The sequence below is a fragment of the Thermogemmatispora aurantia genome (genome assembly GCF_008974285.1).
Taxonomy (GTDB): Bacteria; Chloroflexota; Ktedonobacteria; order Ktedonobacterales; family Ktedonobacteraceae; genus Thermogemmatispora; species Thermogemmatispora aurantia.
The window spans coordinates 402,161-422,865 of the sequence record NZ_BKZV01000004.1; the positions used below are offsets into that span (position 1 = coordinate 402,161).

Sequence of the window (20,705 nt, forward strand, 5' to 3'; positions counted from 1 at the left end):
ACGAGCAAGCGGATGAATGGACGAATAGCTATCAGGATGAGCAAGCAAGCTATCTATGATCAAGGGAAAAAGGAGGGGGGTGGCAGGGACTGGGCGGTAGGGACTGGGGGGAGCGCAGGCGGGGGAGGGAGTGGGGTGAGGTGTGGACCAGGCGAAGAGGATAGGAGATTGTGGACAATGGTGAGCAGGTCGGCGATGGTGAAGGGTTTGGCCAGGAAAGCGGAGGCGCCGGCCAGGCGAGCCTTGAGGCGGTCGAGGGTGCTGTGACGGCAGCTCAGCATCAGAATGGGCAGGCGGGACAAACGGGGATAGCGGGTCTGGTGGCGCAGGAGATAGGTGAGCTGGAGACCGGAGAGATGGGGCAGGAGCCAGTCGAGCAGGAGCAGATCGGGCGGGGGTGCTCCGGGGCTGGTCAGCGCTGAGAGGGCGCTGAGGCCGTCGCTGCAGGTCTGGACCTGGTAGCCGGCGCGGCTGAGGGCCACGCGCAGCACCGTTCGACAGACCAGCGAATCGTCAACTACGAGAATGGTCGGTCCTGGGCGCATGATCTTGGCCTCCTTTGCTTGGATGTATTCCTCACTTCCCTCTTGGGTTACTCATGTTCATAGATTGATTTTTTCTTGCACTCGATGTATGCTCAAAGGCATGAGGATATCTTACGGCACTCGCTTGTTCCTGCCAGCTCATCTGGCGCTCCTTTGATAGGGAGCTTGTTTTTGCAGAGAGTATAGCTGGGAAAAGTGGGAAAGCAATTGTATTCCTGAAACTTCAGCAACGACAGCTTATCTTCAGGCCAGCGAAGGTCGGGAGGGTTGGTAACGGTGATGAGAAGTGTACACCAGGCGCGTGACTTGGGGCTATTTGTGGAGAATCTGCGCGCCCAGGCTGGCCTTTCGTTAACCACGCTGGCCAGTCTGGTAGGAAGCAGCAAGAGTACGCTCTCGCGACTGGAACAGGGACAAATTCCTCTGCCCGCACGCGGCAAAAACCGTATGCTACTCATTGCGCTGGTGCATCTGCTCTGTAACGCGGCCAGCGAACGCGATCGTATCCTCTCTCTGGCTTCTATTGATCCGGCCTTGCTCACTCTTGGAGAGCTGATTGTCCTGGGCCTCTGGCCGCCATCTTCCTCTCACGGTGTTCGCTCGCTGCCCCGTGAGGATGTGGAACAAGGCAGGGTAGAAGTACTACGGCTGTTGACACAACTGGAAGAGTGGATGCGTGAGCCTGCGGTCTCTCATTCAGAGCAGGTGAGTACACTCCTACGTCGAAAGATCGCTCGCTATCGCGTATTGCTTGAAGAACTGGAGCAGCAGCTTACCTGGATTCAGCATACTTCCCACCTCGGAGAGCCAGGCGCTTCCCCAGGACATGGAACGCATCTCGATCAAAGCCGCAATATGCAAACTGGTACCTCTCCCGTTGAGGAACGATCACAGACATCTTCTTCCTCTGCACTATCTCCTGACCTCTTCAACCTGGCGTCAGCAAGAGCGCGCTGGCTGATGCAACAGGCAGGTGTTGAACGCTTTGCTGTCGACGAGTGTATTGTGCTCACCGCCAGCGAAGGCTTTAGAGGCTGGGACAAGAGGCAGATCCAGATGACGACCCTGGCGCAGCCGTGGCCCCTCCCCGAGGATCTGGCTGCCGTCCTGCGCGAGCAGCGGGCGGCATTGGAGGAAAGTGCGCTCAACGCTCCACACTATCAACTGGTCTCGCTGACCCCAGCCTGGAGTGAGCTTGATGGTTTGAAGCTCATCCTGGCCCCGCTCCGTTTCTACGATTATATGGCATTGCTTCCGATCCTTGATAAACCACTTCTCCCCTCTCAAGATGGTCGGCTTCTGAGTATTCGCGAGAAATATGGAAGTGCTGCCTTATATACCCGCTCTTACTCCCGCAGTGTGGCCTTGATACCAGCGCCGGTAAGCATTCAGTGTCTGTTAGAGACGCAAGATGAACGCCTGGTACTTGTGCAGCGCTCGGAAGCGGTGGCATTCTATCCTGGTTGCTGGTCAGCATCCTTCGAAGAGACCATGAATGCGCCAGGGCAGGTTGCTGGGTCCTTTCAGTCGGGCGATGCTCATGTCTTCGACGCTGCTTATCGCGGACTGGAGGAAGAGTTTGGCCTACCGGCGGAAGCGGTCGAGGAGATGAAAGCTCTCTCGCTCAACGTCGAATATCCGACGCTCTCGGTTGATGTCTTCATGCTGATCAAGCTGGCGCGGCCTTTCGCCGCTGTCAAGGAGCGCTGGCTCATCAGTGCGCGTCACCGCGACGAGGCGCTACAGATGACAGGGATCGCGTGCCGGCTTGACGAGGTGGTGGCGACGCTCTTTGCACCTCGCCAATGGCACCCGACGTCACGGATGCGCCTGGTTCAATGGCTCATTCAGCGCTATGGGTTGGATGCCGTGGTGGCGGCAATCAAGGAACAGAGCCAGAGTGTAGCGCTATCTGATGGACCAGCACAGGAAGATCAAGAACGCCGATTAGGGCTATCCGAGGCGACTGGTGCGGTACTGTTGGGAGCGACTGGAACGGCTCGTGACGAGCGAGAGGAGGTGAAGCCAGTGATTGGAGCGGCCTATGGCGCCGAGCAGAGGTCACGATCTGACAAAGCGCTCTCGCTCTCAGATCTGGCTGCACCTGAGACTGTGCAGTTGATGCAAGAGGCCGGGATTGACAGTCTGGCTGTAGATGGACTGATTATGCTCACCAGCAGTGCGGCCTTTCAGGGCTGGCTGCCTGCCGACATTGTGACGAGGCGGCTGGCCAGACCGTTGCCGGTTCCCGAGGAGGTCGAACGTTGTCGGCAACGCTATTTACCTCCGGTAGCCGCCCATTTTACCAATTCCTCTCATTATCGCCTGGCTACTTATACTCCCGCCTTCAGTGACCGTCGAGGGCTGGAAGTGATGCTAGCACCGATCGGCTTCCATGACTATTATCCGTTGGCATATGCTCTAGATGAACCGTTGTTGGAGGGTCCGACGGGGCCGTGTAGTCTGCGTCAGAAGTATGGGGTGACAGCTTTGCGTTATCTTCCCGGGGTCTATCCGGCGCTTCCCATGCCGGTGAGCCTGCAGGGAGTGGTACTGACCAGTGATCAGCAGGTCATACTGATGCGGCGCTCGGAGGCAGTAGCATTCTACCCTGGTTGTTGGTCAGTATCTTTCGAAGAGACTATGAATGCGCCGGGCCTGGACCCGCGCGGGCGCGAGCGTTCGGGTGATAGTGATTTCTTTGCTTGTGCTCGGCGTGGAATCAGGGAGGAATTTGGGCTAGGGCCAGAGGCGATTGAGGAGATCAGGATACTGTCGTTAAACCTTGAGTACTGGCTGCTGGCGGTCGCTGTAGTGGCGGTGATCCGTTTACGTGTTCCAGCGGATGAGGTACGTAGGCGCTGGCTGTTGCAGGCGGCTGATCGGGATGAGGCTGCCCAACTGAGCACGTTCACGCTGACTCTGGGAGCGGCTTTACAGGAGCTGGGCAGTGGGAGGCGCTGGCATCCGACGGCACGCATGCGTCTGCTCCAGATGCTTTTTCATGTCTACGGCGTTGATGAGGTGCAAAGAGCGCTGGCTCATCAGGTGTGATCTGCATTGAGGAGCGCCTGTTTGCAGCGCGGGCCGACGGCTGGTCCGCGAGCTTTTTGTTTTTGGGGAGGAGAGAAGAGAGGGAGGAAAGGGAGCCTGGCCAAAAAATGGCCCATTTGAGAGGCCGATTCGAAACTCTCCCGCGGGTGCCCCCCAATCCGGTCAGATTCTGGCCACTTTTGGCCGGAATCTCGCACCTTTTGCTGTTTTTATAACTGAACATATATTGGTGCTTTCTCGAAACTCGCCCCTTGCGGCTTGCAAAAAACGAGGTTCGAGAAAGGTCGTGATACGATAGATGTTGGTAGCTGGGGAAGGGGAAAAACGAGGCGTTCAGATGCCAAAAATGGGGCCTCGATCGTTATAGAATAAGTGAGAAGTATCCCCGATGCTCTTCCGCCGGCTGCGGTGGCAGGGGTCTCGATCCGCTTGAGGATACTGAAAGATTCGAAACATCCTCTAGTCGCGCAATGGCATTACGGTGTGGCAGGGGTCTCGATCCGCTTGAGGATACTGAAAGTTGCCAGGCCGCATCGATCAGCGCGTTCACCTCGGCGTGGCAGGGGTCTCGATCCGCTTGAGGATACTGAAAGTATGGCTATGACAGTGTGACGGACCTGCCCTTGTCTGTGTGGCAGGGGTCTCGATCCGCTTGAGGATACTGAAAGGGATTGCTGAAAGATGTTACAGCTTTCCGAAAACGGTGGCAGGGGTCTCGATCCGCTTGAGGATACTGAAAGGCAATTTCGCCTGTGGTAGCGGATCAGATGCCGTTGTGGCAGGGGTCTCGATCCGCTTGAGGATACTGAAAGACGAATGCAAACGGTGACCGGAGTGGCCTGTAAGTTGAGTGGCAGGGGTCTCGATCCGCTTGAGGATACTGAAAGATTTAATGCCCCCTTCTCACGGTAAATCTCTGGATAAGTGGCAGGGGTCTCGATCCGCTTGAGGATACTGAAAGCCTCTGGGAGAATCGGCTCAAACCGCTCGAACCAAGTGGCAGGGGTCTCGATCCGCTTGAGGATACTGAAAGTCGATCGTTTCGTTCGGATTGGCAAACCGCTTCGTCGTGGCAGGGGTCTCGATCCGCTTGAGGATACTGAAAGAACGAGCACGACCGGGCCGCTGATTGTCGGTTGCTGTGGCAGGGGTCTCGATCCGCTTGAGGATACTGAAAGAGGCGGGAGATTGGACGTATCCGGGGGAAAATTCCTGTGGCAGGGGTCTCGATCCGCTTGAGGATACTGAAAGAACGAGCACGACCGGGCCGCTGATTGTCGGTTGCTGTGGCAGGGGTCTCGATCCGCTTGAGGATACTGAAAGGCGGCATCCGCGCGCATATTGCGGTATACACGCGCTGCGTGGCAGGGGTCTCGATCCGCTTGAGGATACTGAAAGTCACCCCACTGATCGGGGGCTGTCTGATCATTCTTGGTGGCAGGGGTCTCGATCCGCTTGAGGATACTGAAAGACTTTTGAGATGATATTTGCCCCATCGTCCAGTACCGTGGCAGGGGTCTCGATCCGCTTGAGGATACTGAAAGCCTTTGAATTTCCAGATCTGGCCGAGGCTGAACAGTGGTAGGGGTCTCGATCCGCTTGAGGATACTGAAAGCGCACGAATTGCATCGACTAGCGGATCAGAAGCCGGAGTGGCAGGGGTCTCGATCCGCTTGAGGATACTGAAAGGGCCGGAGCTGCTCACCGTTTGCCACGTAGCGCCGTTGTGGCAGGGGTCTCGATCCGCTTGAGGATACTGAAAGACGATGGGAATCGGACACACATGCATTGGAAACGGTTTTGTGGCAGGGGTCTCGATCCGCTTGAGGATACTGAAAGGGCAAAGATGGAAGATCGGAACAGACGAATTACACGCTGAGTGGCAGGGGTCTCGATCCGCTTGAGGATACTGAAAGGTTGCACATGCTGATAGTAATTCTCGTTACTTTCGCGAAGTGGCAGGGGTCTCGATCCGCTTGAGGATACTGAAAGGCCCGCCGGGCCACGTCAGCCGGTCCCCGGGCCGCGGTGGCAGGGGTCTCGATCCGCTTGAGGATACTGAAAGTCCTCTTCTGCCCGCCGGTTTTTCCGGCTCTTCTGGGTGGCAGGGGTCTCGATCCGCTTGAGGATACTGAAAGGTTCATGCGCATAGTAAGCGTTCTTCTCACCATGCGTGGCAGGGGTCTCGATCCGCTTGAGGATACTGAAAGGGATTGACGCGACGCATGCGCTGGATGAGCAGCCGCGTGGCAGGGGTCTCGATCCGCTTGAGGATACTGAAAGCCACCAGCGGCCCAGCCAGAAGAGCCAGAAGAGAAGGTGGCAGGGGTCTCGATCCGCTTGAGGATACTGAAAGGAGAATTTCCCGGATGGTCATATGGAGCTGATCGCAGAGTGGCAGGGGTCTCGATCCGCTTGTGGATACTGAAAGAAGGAGAGGAGGAGGGGAGGAAAAGCGTCCAGCAATAAAACATGAGCGCCGGGCATGCCACCCGGCGCTCACTCTGCTTCTCTGCTCTCCTTACTCAGCAGATGGCAACGAGCAAAAGGAAAAGATCCATCCTCCATACTCAGGCAGAAGAAGAGCGCAACCTCAAGCCAGGTGCCACCTCGCCCAACACAGCATTCAAACGCTGCAAGGCCTCCCCCGTCACACGGCTGGCCGGCTCAACCTCGATCCCAACCTGAAGACGCAGAGTAAGATTGTAGTCCCCACAGATCTTAAACAGCTCGCCAACTACCTCAGCCAAATTCTGAAGCTCGCCGCTCTCAAGCGTCGCCTCAGCGCGCAGCGGCAACACATAAGCCGCGGGCTGCTCACGCGCGGCGCTCACACCTGCCGCCCCCATGAGCGTGCTCTGCAGGCCAGCCACCGCTACCGGCTCCTGGCGCGTCACCACAATCTTGACCGCCCGCGCCCCCGCATAGTCACACGGCCAGGGACCTGAGTCGACGCTGCGCTCCAGCAGACGCTGCTGAAAAGCATCCTCAATGACCGCCCGCACCGTCAGCCAGGGCAAGGGCACACCCAGACGCCTGGCCAACGCATCAGCGATCTCCCGCGCCGTCGTCTGCTCACCACGCCAGGCCTCCGGCAGCCGCTCAGGCAGAATCTCACTGGCCGCCAACGGCTCCGGCGGGCGCCTCAGACGTGCCCCCTCGCTCAACAGCACATCCTCAGCCACCTCCTCCCCCAAAAAGCTGCTCTGCCCGCTCAATAACCAGAGCTGTCGCCCCCGCACCGCCTCGCGCACCGCCTGCCTGATCACCCGCGGCTCAGCCTGCGGAATGGCCAACAGCTCACTGTAACCATCGCGCGGCTCATGGACGACTTGACCGCCGCCAAAGTAGATAGAGAGCCGACTGAGAGACAGCTCCTCACCCTCCCACAGCTCTGGCAACACCCCAGGCTGCAACAGCTCAGGCGCCAGCTCTGTCAGACTGGCCGCCTCGGGCAAGACCACCTCTAGCGCCGGATCGCGCAGCACCTCCTCATCGGGACGCTGCCGCCAGAAGGTGCGATAGCTGCGATCGGGCCGCGGCTGACGAAAAACAAAGCGTCCCTGCAGACAGCCATTGATCAGGGTCTGCCTGATGGCCTGGCGGTCGACAATACGCGGCAGGTGCACGAACTGGGCGAAGGCCTCCAGCACATCCTTGTAACGCCGCGCGCTCTCGCCCGGACGCCATAGCTCATAGGGGCCGCCCGGCAGCAGAGCCTCTGCCTCGATCGGCTGCTCCGAGATGCGCACACGCTCATCAGCCTTGAGCGAGGCGTACAGATTGCTCTCGGTGAGCTTGATCTGAAATGCCTCCGCCTCGTTGTTGACCGAGAGCGCCACCACAATGCAGTAGCTCTCGCGCACCAGCTCCTTGAGGCGCGTCTCGCTCTCTTTCTTCTCGCGTTCCAGCAGTGCCTGGCGATTGCTGTCGACCTCCTGCTCTTCACGCTTGAGTCGCTCCTCAACGTCGAGCCAGCCCAGATAGCTGCGCAGGGCCTCGCGGGCACCATCCAGCCCGCGCGTGTAGGGAGCTACCACGATGACGGCGTTGCGATAGACGCGCGGCGCCTCGGGACCGCTCTTCTCGTTCAGGATGCGCAGGGCCAGCTCCGAGGGATGCCCGGGACGGCAGGCCCCTTCTGGCCCCAGGATGACCAGATGTAGATCACCGTCGTCATCTACATCGCGTGGCTCCCGGGCAAGCTTGTGCACGCGCGGCGGATGCCGCTCGCCACCGGTCGAGAAGAGATAGCGACACTCCTCGATTTCACGGCGCAGATGGTGCTCGACAGCCTCGGGACTGATGTTCTGACAGGCATCGTGGTGCATCTGACGCAGGTTGGGTCGCGCCCCCAGACGCCAGACCTTTGGCAGCTCCTGGCCCTCCTCGTCCAGTTTCTCTCTCTCATGCCAGGTGCTCTCGTCGAGAAACCAGGAGACCTCGGTCCACTGCTTCAGGGCCTGCGTCAGAGCAATGCGATCGGGACTCATCTGGCCGATGAGGCGCAGCAGCTCATGCAGGTTGGCATCTTTGCCCACGGGCTGCGAGTGCAGGAAGGTGGCAAAAACCGCCTGCTCGACCTCGCGAAAGTGCCGCAATGAGGGAAAGGAGCGCTGGATCTGGCGCGCCTTCTCTAGCTCGCTCTCCAGGATCGCACTCCAGGCCTGGCGTCGGCCCTCGTACGATTCGTTTTCGGCGGTGGTGGCCAGCTCGTGGGCGACTTCCGAGAGGCCGCTGCCGTTGGGCGGGCCAATGAAGGCATTGACGGAGACCAGTGGGCAGGGGTCCCAGCGGGCGGCGTCGCGCAAGGCCAGGGCAAAGTTGCGCAGCGTGCCGCGCGTACCCTGGAAGGTCTGCAGGTCGGTCCATTTGCCGTAGAAGAGGTCGATGAGATCGGGATGAAAGGGATAGCTGTTGACAATGCGCTCCTCAAGTTCGTGACGATGCCTGGCAACCTCTTCGACAAGGGAGGCGATGCCGTTGACGGCAAAGATGGCCTGGGGACGGAAAAGGTCGCGGTTGCGGATGGAGTCGGGAGTGAAGAAGCGCCGGCGCAGCACCTCGGCAAGGTCCTCTTTTTCGACCGGCTGGAAAACCGGCTCGCGCTGGCGTCCGAGGATTTCTTGTAGCTCGTTGCTCAGCTCGCGCCCTAGCTCGTCGCGCTTGCGCGGGTCGCTGGCCAGCAGCGAGACGACGACGGCGCAGGTGGGCACCTTGTTGGCGGCCTGCGTCAAATATTGGAAGAAGTCGCTCATGCGCCAGCGCCAGACAGGATCAAGGCCGACCTTCTCTCGGACATAGATGAGGACCTCGTCCATGAGAACCAGGGTGGCATCTCCCTGGCGGGCCGGCAGCGAAAGGAGGTTGGCAAGCAGCTCCTCCGCCGGCGGCGTCTCGCGCTCCGCGTCCTGGTCCTCGCCGTGGATCAGGCGCAGCCCTTCGCTGCCGGCGAGCTGGTAGGCGAGGATGCTCCAGGGATGGCGCAACCGACGTCGCTCGCCACCAGGTCCCGGGATCTCCAGGCCCTTCTCTGGGTCAAGCTTGTCGAAGGCCAGCACGGCGATGCGCGCCCGCGGCAGGGCGCTCAGACCGATGGCTGCCAGAAATTCTTCGACGGCGGGCAGCTTGGGAAGCCTCTCGGGCCGACGAGCCAGGTGATAGAGGGTGATGAGGGTGTGGGTCTTGCCGCCGCCGTAGTATAGCTCGAGCTGATAGACAGCACGATCGCTGCGCCCGGCCAGGCGCTGCATGACTTCCCGCGCCAGACGGCGCATGTTGGCCGTGGGATAGGTGAAGGAGAAGAATTCGTCTGGCTCGCGGTAGAGCGAGTTGCCTCGCTGCATGACGACGTCATAGAGGTCGGCGGCAAAGCTGGCCAGGCTGAGGTCGCCACTCAGCAGTTCGTCGCGCAGGCGCACGATCCCATGCCAGGGATGCCACCGGTGTGTACTGGTGCTCATAGATTCCTCTCTCCCTCTTCTTTGCCTGTATTGCTCGTACATCTCCTCCAATCAGGGTACTTTCTCCTGGGGCTGACTGAGGCCAGCCTGCCCGCTCCGGCCTGGCCCACCGCGGCGATCGGAGCAGGAGCAGGTCGGGCGGCAGGTCAGGAAAGTGCGGCTGCCCTATTCTGGCCTGCTGCGGGATGGAACAGGGGGCCTTGCCTGGACCTGGCTGAACGGCAGGCTCTGGTTTGGCAAGCCTTTGCGCTGGTCAAGATAGTTGCTGATGCTCTCCAGCAGGGAGCGCTCATCGCTGCTCTCGGCGGCCAGCTCGATGAGGGCCTGCAGCAGGGCACGGAAGAGCGGCTTGTGGTCGAGCATCTGGTGGTCGAGATAGTCGTTGACGGGGCGGACGTCGCCGGCTTTCCACAGGTGCATGAGATGATGGACCTGGTCGATGAGCGGGGGTGGCTCGTCGTCTTTGCCGTTGACGCTCTGGCCGAGGTGCGGCTGACGACGCTGCTGCCAGCTTTTGAGGCGCAGGTTGCTGCCGCTGCTCTCGCCTGATCTCCCGTTGACCTCTTCGGCGCCCTCGTCCTCCTCCTCGTCGTCCTCGTCGGGGGGGCTGCCGTTGCTAGAGCTGGCTAGGGTGCCGCGGCTGAGCAGGTCGTAGCGCTGCACGAGGTCACGATCGCTGAGGCCGCAGGACATGGCGTAGAGGATGCAGACGCCGCTGGGTACCGGCTCGAAGCCGAAGCTGTAGCGGTGCAGCAGGTAGTAGGCGGTGAGGTCGTCCAGCTCGCTGATGCTGTCCCCGCTCTGGCTGAGGACGCGCCCAACCATGAAGTCGACGACGATGCGCCGGACGTGGCGCAGGAATTCGCTGATGTTCATGAGCTGGCCCGGCTGGTCGGCTTTTTTGACAACCGGGTAGCGGCTGTAGATTTCGAGGGCCGCGCCGGTGGCCGACCAGATGAAGTCGGGGCCGCGAATGCCGACGTCCCAGAAGTGGCGCAGGCGCTCAGTGATGTTCTGGCGCATCTCGGCAAGGACGGTCTTGTCCCAGCCGGGGCGCGTGCTCTCGGGCCGCCGCCGGCAGACCAGCCAGATGGAGGAGGAAAGGGAAGCCCTCTCAAAGTTACGGACTCCACCTCTCATCTCAGTGGCTATTGGCCAAGAGGCAGTGACGACGAAACCGGCGCGGATGAGGGCCGCGACCAGGGTCTCCCAGGCGTCGGGCTGCTTGTGGGCGAAGACGATGACCAGGCGCCCATCGGGGCGCAGGGCGCGGTAGCAGGCCTGGAAGGCTCGGTACATGCCATCTTCGTAGGCAGCCCGCGAGCGCTGGCGGTCGCCGCCGAAACGGCTGGCGTCGTCGATCAGCTCGCCGTCGTTGCGCTCATGATCCCACTTAGGGGCTAGCGGCGCGGCAAAGACGGCGTCGATCTCGGGGCTGAGGCCGTGCAGGCTGCGCCGCAGCCAGACATAGAAGAAGTCCATCAGGTCGGAGTAGGGGATGGCGTCGTAGTAGGGCGGATCTGTTACAACGAGGTCAAACTCTTCTGGAACTGGCTGCGTTGCGCTTTGATTGAGAGCAGTAGGTTTAGATGAGTTCTTCGTAATTTTAAGTAAATTCCCCAGCACTTGGGTGACGTTGATGATTGCCCCATTATAGAACCTCTCATTAAGGGACAGGGGATTAGCTTCAGCAAAATCCCAGCTGATAGGTAGAGCGAAGCGCAGGAAGGTTTGTTTGATTTCGCCAGCTACTGGTTCCCAGAAACAAAGGGTGCTCATATAGTTTGCTGTACGGTCTAAGGCTAGAGCCAGATAGGCGCTGATGGCCTCCACCCAGTGCGGTGGGTAGCCCAGGGCGCGCAGCTCCTCGCGTGCGGCGCGCGTCTCGCGCACGAAGGTCCCCAGGGCCAGCAACTGGCGCGGCGTAAAGAGCTGATGCCAGCGCGAGAAGCCGTAGAGGGGGACACGGATGCCCAGCGTCTCCTTGGAAGGCAAAGGCTCCTCTGGCAGACCGAAAGGGATCGCCGCAAACAGGGCCGGCAGCGCGTCAGCCGCCTCTTCGGCGGCGCGGCGCTCCTCCTCCGTCGGCAAGCGATACTCCTTCCCCTGCTTGCCCTCGACGATCACCGCCGTCAGCACTGTTCCCAGGCGGCCCGCCATCCCCTCGAAGCGGATATCCTCCATCTTGATCACCGTCCCGCAGCAGGGGCAGGTCACCCCCGTACGCGACATCGTCCCTCCGCCCACGCGGCGCTCAAAAGCCCGGCGCTCCTGGGCTGTCCCCGTCGGCAGCGGCACATCCTCCCAGATCTCGAAGGCCACGCCTGTCCGCTCAGCGTTTGGCTCCATCTTGAGCGCCACCCGTTTCTTCCCCGTCCTGGCCAGCCAGCGCGTCTTGAGCAGCGGCACCATCGCCCGGCAATTCTTGCAGCGCATCGTTCGCGCCCACAGGTAAGCCACCGTCGGCCTGTCATCGACCGTCGGATAGTAGCCTGCCAGCACCGCCCGCGCACGCTGCAGCACCCACTCGCCCCAGGCACGCACATGCCAGGCCGCCTCGGCCTCCAGACTCACAGCGACCTGCAGACCAGTTAACTCATGCTGTCGTGGCGACTCCTCCGCTTCTGCTCCCTCGCCTGCTTCATTCACTCCCAGCTGCCTTAGCGCCGCCTCCAGCCTCGTTCCCTTCAGGCCCTGAGCCTTCAGATAAGCCTCCATAAAAGGGCGCCAGCCCAGCACAAAATCCGGCAGCCGGCGCCGCTCCCCGGTCAGGTGCCAGGGATATTCCAGCGTGCACTTCAACAGAAACCAGGCCACCGGATTCAGATCGATGGCCGTCACCTCGCAGCCCAGGCGCATGGCCTCCAGCGGAATAGCCCCACCGCCGGCGAACGGATCAAGCACCCGCGGCGCCCGCCCGCCGAAAGCCGCCCGAATCTCCTGGCGAAACGGCTCCAGCGCCTCATCCGTCTCCCGTCCCCAGTGCAGGACCCCCCCCTCAGTCTCCTCCTGATGCTCCAGACGACGCGCCCCCTGCCGCTGGCGCTGGCGCGTCGGATCTTTCACTCGTCCGGCAATGCGCTGCAACAACTGGCGCCGCTGCTGCTCCGACTCCGGGGCCGGCAGCAAAGCCGTCAGCAGGGCCGCGCGACAGGCCGCCAGGGGACGGCGCGCCGGCCAGATATGCAACGTTGACAGATGCCCGTGGCGCACATTCTTCTCATGCACCGCATCAAGAGACGTCTGCTTCAAAGGAAAATCGACCTCAATCAGGCGACGCTCCTCATGCATAACCATATTCCTTAACAGCGATATACTGGGGAAAGAAATACCAGAGGAGAAAGCAGCTCACTCCTCGGCGGCGCGCTGAATATCCGTCGGCGAAAAGAGCACCCCGCCCTTTGGATAGGCGGTCAGCTTCGCGTGCGGATTCTGAACGCGCCGCAGCACCGGAGCCAGCTTCTCACATTCGAAAACGCAATATAACCAATATTTTGCACCCAGATTCTGCGCGCGCCGATACTCATTTTCCGTCATCTCAATCGGGCCAGTCCCGACACGCCCCTTCACCTCGATCGCCCGCTCCTCGCCCGAAGGGCGCCGCGAGAGCAAATCGAAGCCCGGCCAGGACTCCAGCCCGGCGGCCCGCGCCTTCTCCGGCGTCGACACATCCCACACCAGCGCCCCACGCTCCTCCTCATACGCGCGTGCCACCCGCATCGCCATCTCCTCCACCGCTGCCGCATAGCGCTGCTCATCCTCGGGATCAGTCGAAGGCAGGACCAGCGCCTGCGCCAGCAGACTCACCTCGCTCAGCGCCAACAGCTCCGGCTCACGGCTCAGCGTTGCCAGAGCTGCCGCCCGCCTCTGCTGCAGCGACTGCTGCAGAGCCTTCACGCGCGTCAGCTCCCCCTTCGCCCGCCCATCACCAGCCTGAACCTTCTCATACAAGCGCCGGCGCCGCTCGGCCAGCTCCCCCTCCTGATAGGTAAAAGCCCGCTCCAAAAACGCACGCCGCTCCCTCACTGTTCCCAGCAGCGCTTCCCGCCGCTCGGCCAGCAAGCGGCCCCCGATCGTCTCGCGCACAAAGGTCAGCGCCCGCGCCGTCAACTCCGACCAGCGCGGTCCCAGCTGCTGCAGCACCTGTCGCGCCCGCGCTTGCTGCTCGCCTCCACCGGCGCGCAAGAGCAGCAGCTGCTCCGCCGGGCACTGCCTGAGCGTCCCATCCTCCTCCTGACAAAGTCCGACCAGCGTCACCTGCACCAGCTCGGGGTGCTGCAACGCCCGCAGTCCCGGCTCAGCCTCGCGCCGCACCGCCAGGCGCAACAGCGAGAAGACATACGGACGGCGCGCCATCGGATCAACAAAGACCGCCCCGCGCCCGGCCTCCTCACCATAGCGCCCCCAGAGCAGATCACGCAGCCGATCAAAGAGCGGCTCGCCTGGATAGAGAAAGATCGCCTCCTCATCAGCGCGCGGCGGAGTCACCGTCAGACGCGCCCGGCAGCGCGGCGGATAGCGCTCCAGAGCTGGCTCCAACCAGGTCAGCGCCCCCGGAGTCTGCTCATGCAGGGCGAACGTCCCATCGCCATGCTCCTCGATCCTCAACCCGAGGAGGGGCGCCGCCCGCTCCACGAAGGCCCGCACATAGCCCGGCAGCACCCGACGATAGCCCTCGCGCTCCAGCTCCTGACGCAGACGTGGCAGCTCTCGCCTGACCGCATCGGCCCCCGGCTCCGCACTCAGCCCATAGTGGCGACGCTCCTCCTCCTGCGCGGCGCGCACCCGCTGGGCCGTCAGCGACTCCTCCAGACGCCGCCCGATCTCCTCCGTCTCCTCCGCCGGCCCCAGCACCACACGCTCCATATACTCGCGCAGCGACACACCCTCAAGCAGGCGCCCAATCACATCGAAGACCTTATCGCTGCCCAGCTCCTGACGGATCGCCTCCAACTTCTCCAGCAGGCGCTCCATCACATAGCCCTCGCGCGTATTGCCAGCCACCAGATTGATAATGTAAACCGAATCGTGGCGCTGGCCATAGCGATGGATGCGCCCCATGCGCTGCTCCAGACGGGCCGGATTCCAGGGCAGATCGTAGTTCACCAGCAGCCAGGCCACCTGCAGATTGACCCCCTCGCCGGCGGCATCCGTCGCCAGCAAATAGCGCGCCCCGCCCTCGGCCAGCGGCCTGCGGAAAAACGCCACCGCCTGCTCGCGCTCCGTATAGGTCATCCCACCGTGGATCAGCGCCAGCTGGCCCGTAAAGCCCAGCGCCTCCAGACGCCGCTGCAAAAACACCAGCGTATCGCGATGCTCCGTAAAAATAATCAACTTCTCGCCAGCGAAACGCGGATCGCGCAACACCTCGCGCAGCTTCTCAAACTTCGCCTCCGCCCCCTGCTCATAGACCCGACGAGCCTGCTGCAGCAGGCCGGCCACCTGAGCGCGCTCCGCCTCCAACTCCTGCAGCGACGCAGCCAGCACCAGTTGCAGGATCTCCTGCTCCACCCGCTCGTGCTCCTCCTCACCCGCCACACTCTCCTCCTCATCGGCGGTCTTCGTCTCCAGCGGATCGCTCAGGCGAGAGGAAGCCGCCTGAACCTGAAGCTGATGCAGGCGCGAGAGCGGCAGCTCGCCCTGGCGCACCTGGGCGATCAACTCATCGAGGCGCCTCAGCCGTCGCTCCAGCGAGCGCAGCAGAGCATAGGTCGAACTGGCCAGACGACGCTGAAAAACGCTCATCGCCAGACGGGCCGCCTCACGATTCAAAAGGAGCGCGCGGTTATAGGTCGTGCGAATATAGGCGGTCGTGGCCTCATATAACTCCTGCTCGGCGGGACTCAGCTCGTAGCGCAGCGTCGTCGCGATGCGCGGCGGATAAAGCGGGCGCCCATCGAGCGTCACCAGCTCCTCCTTCACGCGGCGCAGGAAATAGCGCCGGCGAGCCTGGGCCGGAAACTGCTCGAAAGCCTGGCGCGTCGAGAGCAGCTCTGGCTCCAACAAGCGCCACAGACAATAATAGGGGTCAGCCTTCCCCATATGGGGCGTCGCCGTCAACAACAACACATGATGGCAGCTCCACGACAGCGACCAGCGCGCGTCATCCGTGGGAATGCCGGCCAGGGCCTCAGCCAGGCGATAGCGCTCCGTCGCGCGCAGGCGCCCATCGCTATCGTAGCTCGCACTCAGCTTATGGGCCTCATCGAAGACCACCAGATCGTATGGCTCGACCTCCGGCTCCTGCAGCCGCCGAAAGAGGCGCTCGCCCGCCAGCGTATCGACGCTCACAATCAGCAGATCGCTCGCCGGCCCCACAAAAGGATTGCCCTCGCGCGCCTCGCTGCCCAACACGATGCGGAACGGCAGATTAAACAGCGAGCGCAGCTCGTGCTGCCAGTTGCCGACCAGGCCCGCCGGCGGCACGATCAAGACACGCCCAATCAGGCGGCGACTGAGCATCTCGCGGATATACAGGCCAGTCATAATCGTTTTCCCCGCTCCGGCGTCGTCCGCCAGCAGAAAGCGCAGGCGCGGCTGCGGCAGCATATGCTCATAGACGGCCATGCGCTGATGGGGCAAAGGATCGATGAGCGAGACCTCAGCAGCAAAGGTCGGATTCAGCAGAAAAGCGTACGAGAGGCGCTCACCCTCCACCACCGCCCGCACCACCTCGGGATCAGCGCCGAAATCGGGCGGCCCTGCTCGCCAGGAAACACCCTGCTCCCAAGCGGCTAGGACTTTTGGGGAAGAGATGGGCGCTGCCAACCCGGTCAGCGACTCAACGCCCTCGGCTGGCGGTCTGGGGTGGCTACCCTCTTGGGGATGTTGCACAAGATCAATATGAGAAGCTGACCGCTGGGCCTGCTCCTCCTCGTGAGGCCGGTGTCGACGGGGCGACTGCTCGGATGGAGGAAAGGCTACCGGGTCTGAAGGATCACTACCCGAACCACTCAAAGGAAACTGCTCCTTAGCGGACCTGACGCACATCGCAACCGTGATGCCTGCTGCCCAATTGTACTATATCGGCACCTCTAGATCAAGTCGGCAAACAGGGCATCTTGGGCGGAGCAGGGCCCGGCGCGCAAGCGGTGCTCTGTGGGGTTGGGGGGCTTCCTCCGCCGTTCATTGGAAAATTCTCATCTTTCTCCAATCTTTTTTCAAAGAAAGGCTCCTATGCTAAAGGCGACAGGGAGACCTGGAGACGGATGCCAATGGAGAGGCATCCGGGCGGGTGGCAAGCCTATCTATCTAGCGTCATCTGTCGTCAGAGCAACCTCGCCGAGGTGCTTCGGCCATGGATGATGCAGTTGCAGCAACGAAGCGAACACGCGAAGACCGCATCAGACATAGATCAAAACGGCAATCAAGCGAAGCAAGCAAAGGGAAGCAAAGCACACGAAGCAGAGAACAACCGAACGAGAAAGAGGAGAGACATCATTGATCCTGCTAGAACGGCCAGCCGGTAAACCCACCAGCGGCCCTACTCGGCAGAGCATGAACCCAGCGCGAACCACCGAGAGCGCGCGTCTTATACCCGAGTCACGAGCGATCATAGTTAGCCGTCCGCGGGCCGGCCAATGCCAGCCAGAGGCAGAGCGGTCCTGGCGATCCCGATCCTTGCAGTCCCTGCGGCCCACGCGGCTCTACCGGCTCACGCAGTCGCAGTCAGAGCCAGGAAGAGCCATCTCGCTGGCTCTCCCGCCAACCGACCAGGATGAGGAACCCATCATCAAGCAGGAGCAGGCGAGTCCGAGCCGGACCAGCCAGCCCGAACTGGGCTGCGGCGGCGATCAGCGGTCCTCGAACTGGAACGCAGGTCAGCTCCTGCGCTTCGCAGTCACTGGAGGCCTCAACACCCTGGTTGATATCCTGGTTCTCAACGCCCTGGTCTGGCTCTTAGCCGTCAGAAGCACGCCACTGCTGCTGGCCTGCAACATCGTCGCCTACTGCGCTGGAGCCATCAACAGCTTTATTCTCAACAAATACTGGACCTTTGGCCAGCGTGAGCCAATCACGAGCGGCGAACTCTGGCGCTTTGCCCTCATCACCATCAGCGGCAGCCTCTGGAGCAGTGGCATTCTCTGGCTGGCCGGCCTGGCCCTACAGCATATCCTGGTGAACCCGACCTTGTGGACCAACGCTGCCAAAGTCATCGCCATCGGCGGCACGGCTCTCATCTCCTACCTGGGACTGCGGCTGTGGGTCTTCGTCCAGCGCCGTCCTGGTCAAAGTGTGGCAGGTATGCATCTTTCTGCCGGGCAGCAGCGTTGCTCACAAAGGGGACCGTCGCCCGCTGAGGGCCACGGTCCAACGTCTGTAACACCGCACGCTTATCAAACCCTGTCGAAGAGGAAAGGACCCGAAACGCTATGATGGGAATACCGACCCCGGCTCCGACTCCGGCGCTCCCGGAGATCGAGCAGCCGCTGGCCCCCGATACAACACCAACATCGAGAACAAAGTGGGACTGGCCACCGCTCTGGCGGCGCCTCGCCTTAGCGGTGATTGCCCTGCTGTCAGTTTTTCTCAACTTCTACCAGCTCGGCGCCAACGGCTTTGGCAACCTCTACTACGCCGCGGGCGTGCGCAGCATGCTCGATAACTGGCACAACTTTTTCTTCGTCTCCTTTGATCCTGGTGGTTTCGTCACCATCGACAAGCCGCCCCTGGGCTTCTGGCTGCAGGTTGCCAGCGCCAAAATCTTCGGTTTCACGCCCTTCAGCATCCTGCTGCCCCAGGCCCTGGCGGGCGTCCTCTCTGTCCTGCTGCTCTACCACCTGGTGAGGAGACATTTCGGCACCACCGCCGGGCTGCTGGCAGCCCTGGCCCTGGCCATCAGCCCGATCAGCGTCGTCACCAATCGCAACAACACCATCGACAGCACGCTGGTCTTTGTCATGTTGCTTGGCGCCTGGGCTGTCATGCGGGCCGCCGAGACCGGTAAGCTGCGCTGGCTGCTGCTGTGCGCTCTCTGTATCGGGCTGGGCTTCAACATCAAGATGCTTGAAGCCTACCTGGTCGTGCCGGCCTATGGCCTGCTCTACCTGCTGGCCGCCCCACGGAGCATTTGGGTCCGCATCGGCCATCTGGCCCTGGCCCTCGTCGTCTTGGTCGCCGTTTCCTTCTCCTGGGCCCTGGCCGTCGACCTGACCCCGGCCTCAGCCCGTCCGTACGTCGGCTCCAGTCAGGACAACTCAGAGATCAGCCTTGCCCTAGGCTACAACGGCATTGAGCGTCTCCTGGGACATTTCGGCTTTGGCCCCGGCGCCCGCGGTAATTTCTCAGCCTTCGAGCGCCGCATCAATGGCACGAATAGTAGCAGCTCTAGTAGTGCAAATAATAATAGTGGCAATAACGGCACTAACACAACGCCGCCAGCGAGCAACTACTTCCAGCCTGGCAGCAACGCTAGTAGCGGTAGCGCGCCGGCTACTGAAGCGAGCACTACCCCGGGCTACAACAGCGGCCCGGGCAACGGGAATGCAGCTGGCACCCCTGGGCAAGTGCCCGAAGGCTTCCAAGGTGTGCGCAACGGCGGTGGGGGCATGTTCGGCACGGGCACACCTGGCCCCTTCCGTCTCTTCAACGAGCCACTTGGTGGGCAGATCGTCTGGCTGCTGCCGATGGCCCTGCTGGGCCTCGTGGCCGTCGCCTGGCAGCGGCGTCCGCGCTTCCGGGGCGACCCCGAGCAACAGGGGCTGGCCTTGTGGGGCGTCTGGCTGCTGACTACGGCTGTCTTCTTCTCGGTGGCGGGCTTCTTCCATCAGTACTACCTGACCACCATGGCCCCTGCGGTCGCTGCCCTCTTCGGTATCGGCGTTGTCGTCATGTGGCACGACTATCGTCGCCACGGCTGGCGTGGCTGGCTGCTGCCACTGGCTCTGCTGCTAACAGCCCTGGAGCAGCTGCACATCATCACCAGCAATCCGGCCTGGGGCACCTGGCTCATCCCCCTGATCGCCGTGCCTTGCGCCCTGGCGGCCCTGGTCCTCTTCATGGCGCGCCTCGTCCCCTTCCTGCGTGAGCGCGCGCAGGTACTGGTGCCCACCCTGGTGGTGGCCCTGATCGCTCTACAGCTCACGCCGGCGGTCTGGTCCTTTATTCCTGTCCTGCGCGGAGAGGCGGCCAGCCTGCCAACTGCCGGCCCCGGCAACCAGTTCGGCGGCCTCGGCGCTGGCGGCTTCCCGGCCTTCGGTAGGGGCAATGGCGACTATGCCGCACGCTTCCGCTCCTACTTTGGGAACTTTGAGCGCGCTGCCAACAGACAGGATGGAAGCAGCGCCCTGCCGGCGAATGGTCAGCTTCCTAACGGCGGAGGCGAGGGGATGACCGTCAATACGGCCCTCATCAACTACCTGGAGGCCCACCGCAACGGCGCCAAGTACCTGGTGGCGGTCATGAGTGCGAACGAGGCCGATTCGATCATTCTGGCTACCAACCAGCCGGTGATGGCGATGGGCGGCTTCTCTGGCAGCGATCCTATCCTGACGCCGGCCAAGCTGGCCCAGTTGGTGGAGAGCGGCCAGGTGCGCTTCTTCCTCATCAATGGCAGTGGGCGCGGCTTCGGCGGCGGTGGCCAGAGCGACCTGATTAGCTGGATTACCCAGCATTGCAAGCAGGTGCCAAGCAGCGCCTGGGAGTCCTCCAGCACTGGCAGCACGAGCACTGGCGGCTTCGGTGGCTTCGGCGGCGCCCAGCTCTACGAGTACACCGGCAGCTAAAGGTAGCAGATAACCCGCGAGGCAGGGCGTTCGGCTTGGCCCTCTGCTCGGGCCTGCCGGTGTCCGCCTCGCGCTCCCTTTCAATTCACCTGTCCTGTCCTACCTCGTTCCTACGGGCCTGCTCTCCCTGCCCTGGCAGGAAGGTAGGCCCACCTACTTTCCTGTTAGCGGCACGATCACGGGCGACACCGATGTCGACGTCGGCTCTAATACCAGCATCATAGGCGTAGGCTCCACGGCCTCGCTGGTCGGCATTAGCCTCTCTATTAAGGATGTCAGCAACGTTATCATTCGTAACCTGAGCATCTCCTTTGTACGCGCCGACGGCAACACCGCTGGGAATGCCATCCATATCGGGCACTCTCAATATATCTGAGTCGATCACAACAATCTCTTCTCAGACATGGACCACGGCAAGG

Annotated in this window: 8 protein-coding genes and 1 CRISPR repeat array; of the genes, 4 read left to right on the forward strand and 4 right to left on the reverse strand. The window is 61.9% G+C overall.

Annotation, left to right across the window (positions count from 1 at the left end; all coding sequences use genetic code 11):
* Window positions 1-59: 59 nt before the first annotated feature.
* On the reverse strand, window positions 60-545 hold the full coding sequence (locus tag KTAU_RS14180; protein ID WP_151728993.1) for a response regulator: 486 nt from the start codon (window positions 543-545) through the stop codon (window positions 60-62).
* A 279-nt stretch (window positions 546-824) separates the two neighbouring features.
* On the opposite strand from KTAU_RS14180, the gene KTAU_RS14185 reads away from it, so the two are divergent.
* Window positions 825-3,599 carry a helix-turn-helix domain-containing protein gene (locus tag KTAU_RS14185; protein ID WP_228026483.1) on the forward strand — a complete coding sequence of 925 codons (2,775 nt, stop codon included), beginning with the start codon at window positions 825-827 and terminating at the stop codon, window positions 3,597-3,599.
* Window positions 3,600-4,007: 408 nt separating this feature from the next.
* A CRISPR array of direct repeats spans window positions 4,008-6,030; the repeat unit is 37 nt; unit sequence GTGGCAGGGGTCTCGATCCGCTTGAGGATACTGAAAG.
* Between the two features lie 139 nt (window positions 6,031-6,169).
* On the opposite strand, the gene KTAU_RS14190 is transcribed toward KTAU_RS14185, so the two are convergent.
* From KTAU_RS14190 to KTAU_RS14200, 3 genes are all read right to left on the reverse strand, one after another.
* Window positions 6,170-9,562, reverse strand: a complete 3,393-nt coding sequence (locus KTAU_RS14190; RefSeq protein WP_170293298.1) for a DUF499 family protein — start codon at window positions 9,560-9,562, stop codon at window positions 6,170-6,172.
* A 165-nt stretch (window positions 9,563-9,727) separates the two neighbouring features.
* Window positions 9,728-12,859 carry a DUF1156 domain-containing protein gene (locus KTAU_RS14195; protein ID WP_151728996.1) on the reverse strand — a complete coding sequence of 1,044 codons (3,132 nt, stop codon included), beginning with the start codon at window positions 12,857-12,859 and terminating at the stop codon, window positions 9,728-9,730.
* 51 nt (window positions 12,860-12,910) lie between these two features.
* Complete coding sequence (locus KTAU_RS14200) at window positions 12,911-16,519, reverse strand: helicase-related protein (protein ID WP_151728997.1); 3,609 nt, start codon at window positions 16,517-16,519, stop codon at window positions 12,911-12,913.
* A 483-nt stretch (window positions 16,520-17,002) separates the two neighbouring features.
* Here KTAU_RS14200 and KTAU_RS14205 point away from each other — a divergent pair, with 483 nt between their 5' ends.
* The 3 genes from KTAU_RS14205 (at window position 17,003) to KTAU_RS22405 (ending at window position 20,662) form a co-directional block, all read left to right on the forward strand.
* Window positions 17,003-17,938 carry a GtrA family protein gene (locus KTAU_RS14205; RefSeq protein WP_151728998.1) on the forward strand — a complete coding sequence of 312 codons (936 nt, stop codon included), beginning with the start codon at window positions 17,003-17,005 and terminating at the stop codon, window positions 17,936-17,938.
* Window positions 17,935-20,286, forward strand: a complete 2,352-nt coding sequence (locus tag KTAU_RS14210; RefSeq protein ID WP_228026470.1) for an ArnT family glycosyltransferase — start codon at window positions 17,935-17,937, stop codon at window positions 20,284-20,286. Before KTAU_RS14205 ends, KTAU_RS14210 begins: the two co-directional genes overlap by 4 nt.
* Window positions 20,287-20,461: 175 nt before the next feature.
* Window positions 20,462-20,662 carry a pectate lyase family protein gene (locus tag KTAU_RS22405; RefSeq protein ID WP_228026484.1) on the forward strand — a complete coding sequence of 67 codons (201 nt, stop codon included), beginning with the start codon at window positions 20,462-20,464 and terminating at the stop codon, window positions 20,660-20,662.
* Window positions 20,663-20,705 lie beyond the last annotated feature (43 nt).

Bases quoted from the DNA above. Each gene is read 5' to 3' on its own strand.
- KTAU_RS14180 (WP_151728993.1), bottom strand. From the start codon at position 545: ATGCGCCCAGGACCGACCATTCTCGTAGTTGACGATTCGCTGGTCTGT.
- KTAU_RS14185 (WP_228026483.1), top strand. From the start codon at position 825: ATGAGAAGTGTACACCAGGCGCGTGACTTGGGGCTATTTGTGGAGAAT.
- KTAU_RS14190 (WP_170293298.1), bottom strand. From the start codon at position 9,562: ATGAGCACCAGTACACACCGGTGGCATCCCTGGCATGGGATCGTGCGC.
- KTAU_RS14195 (WP_151728996.1), bottom strand. From the start codon at position 12,859: ATGGTTATGCATGAGGAGCGTCGCCTGATTGAGGTCGATTTTCCTTTG.
- KTAU_RS14210 (WP_228026470.1), top strand. From the start codon at position 17,935: ATGATGGGAATACCGACCCCGGCTCCGACTCCGGCGCTCCCGGAGATC.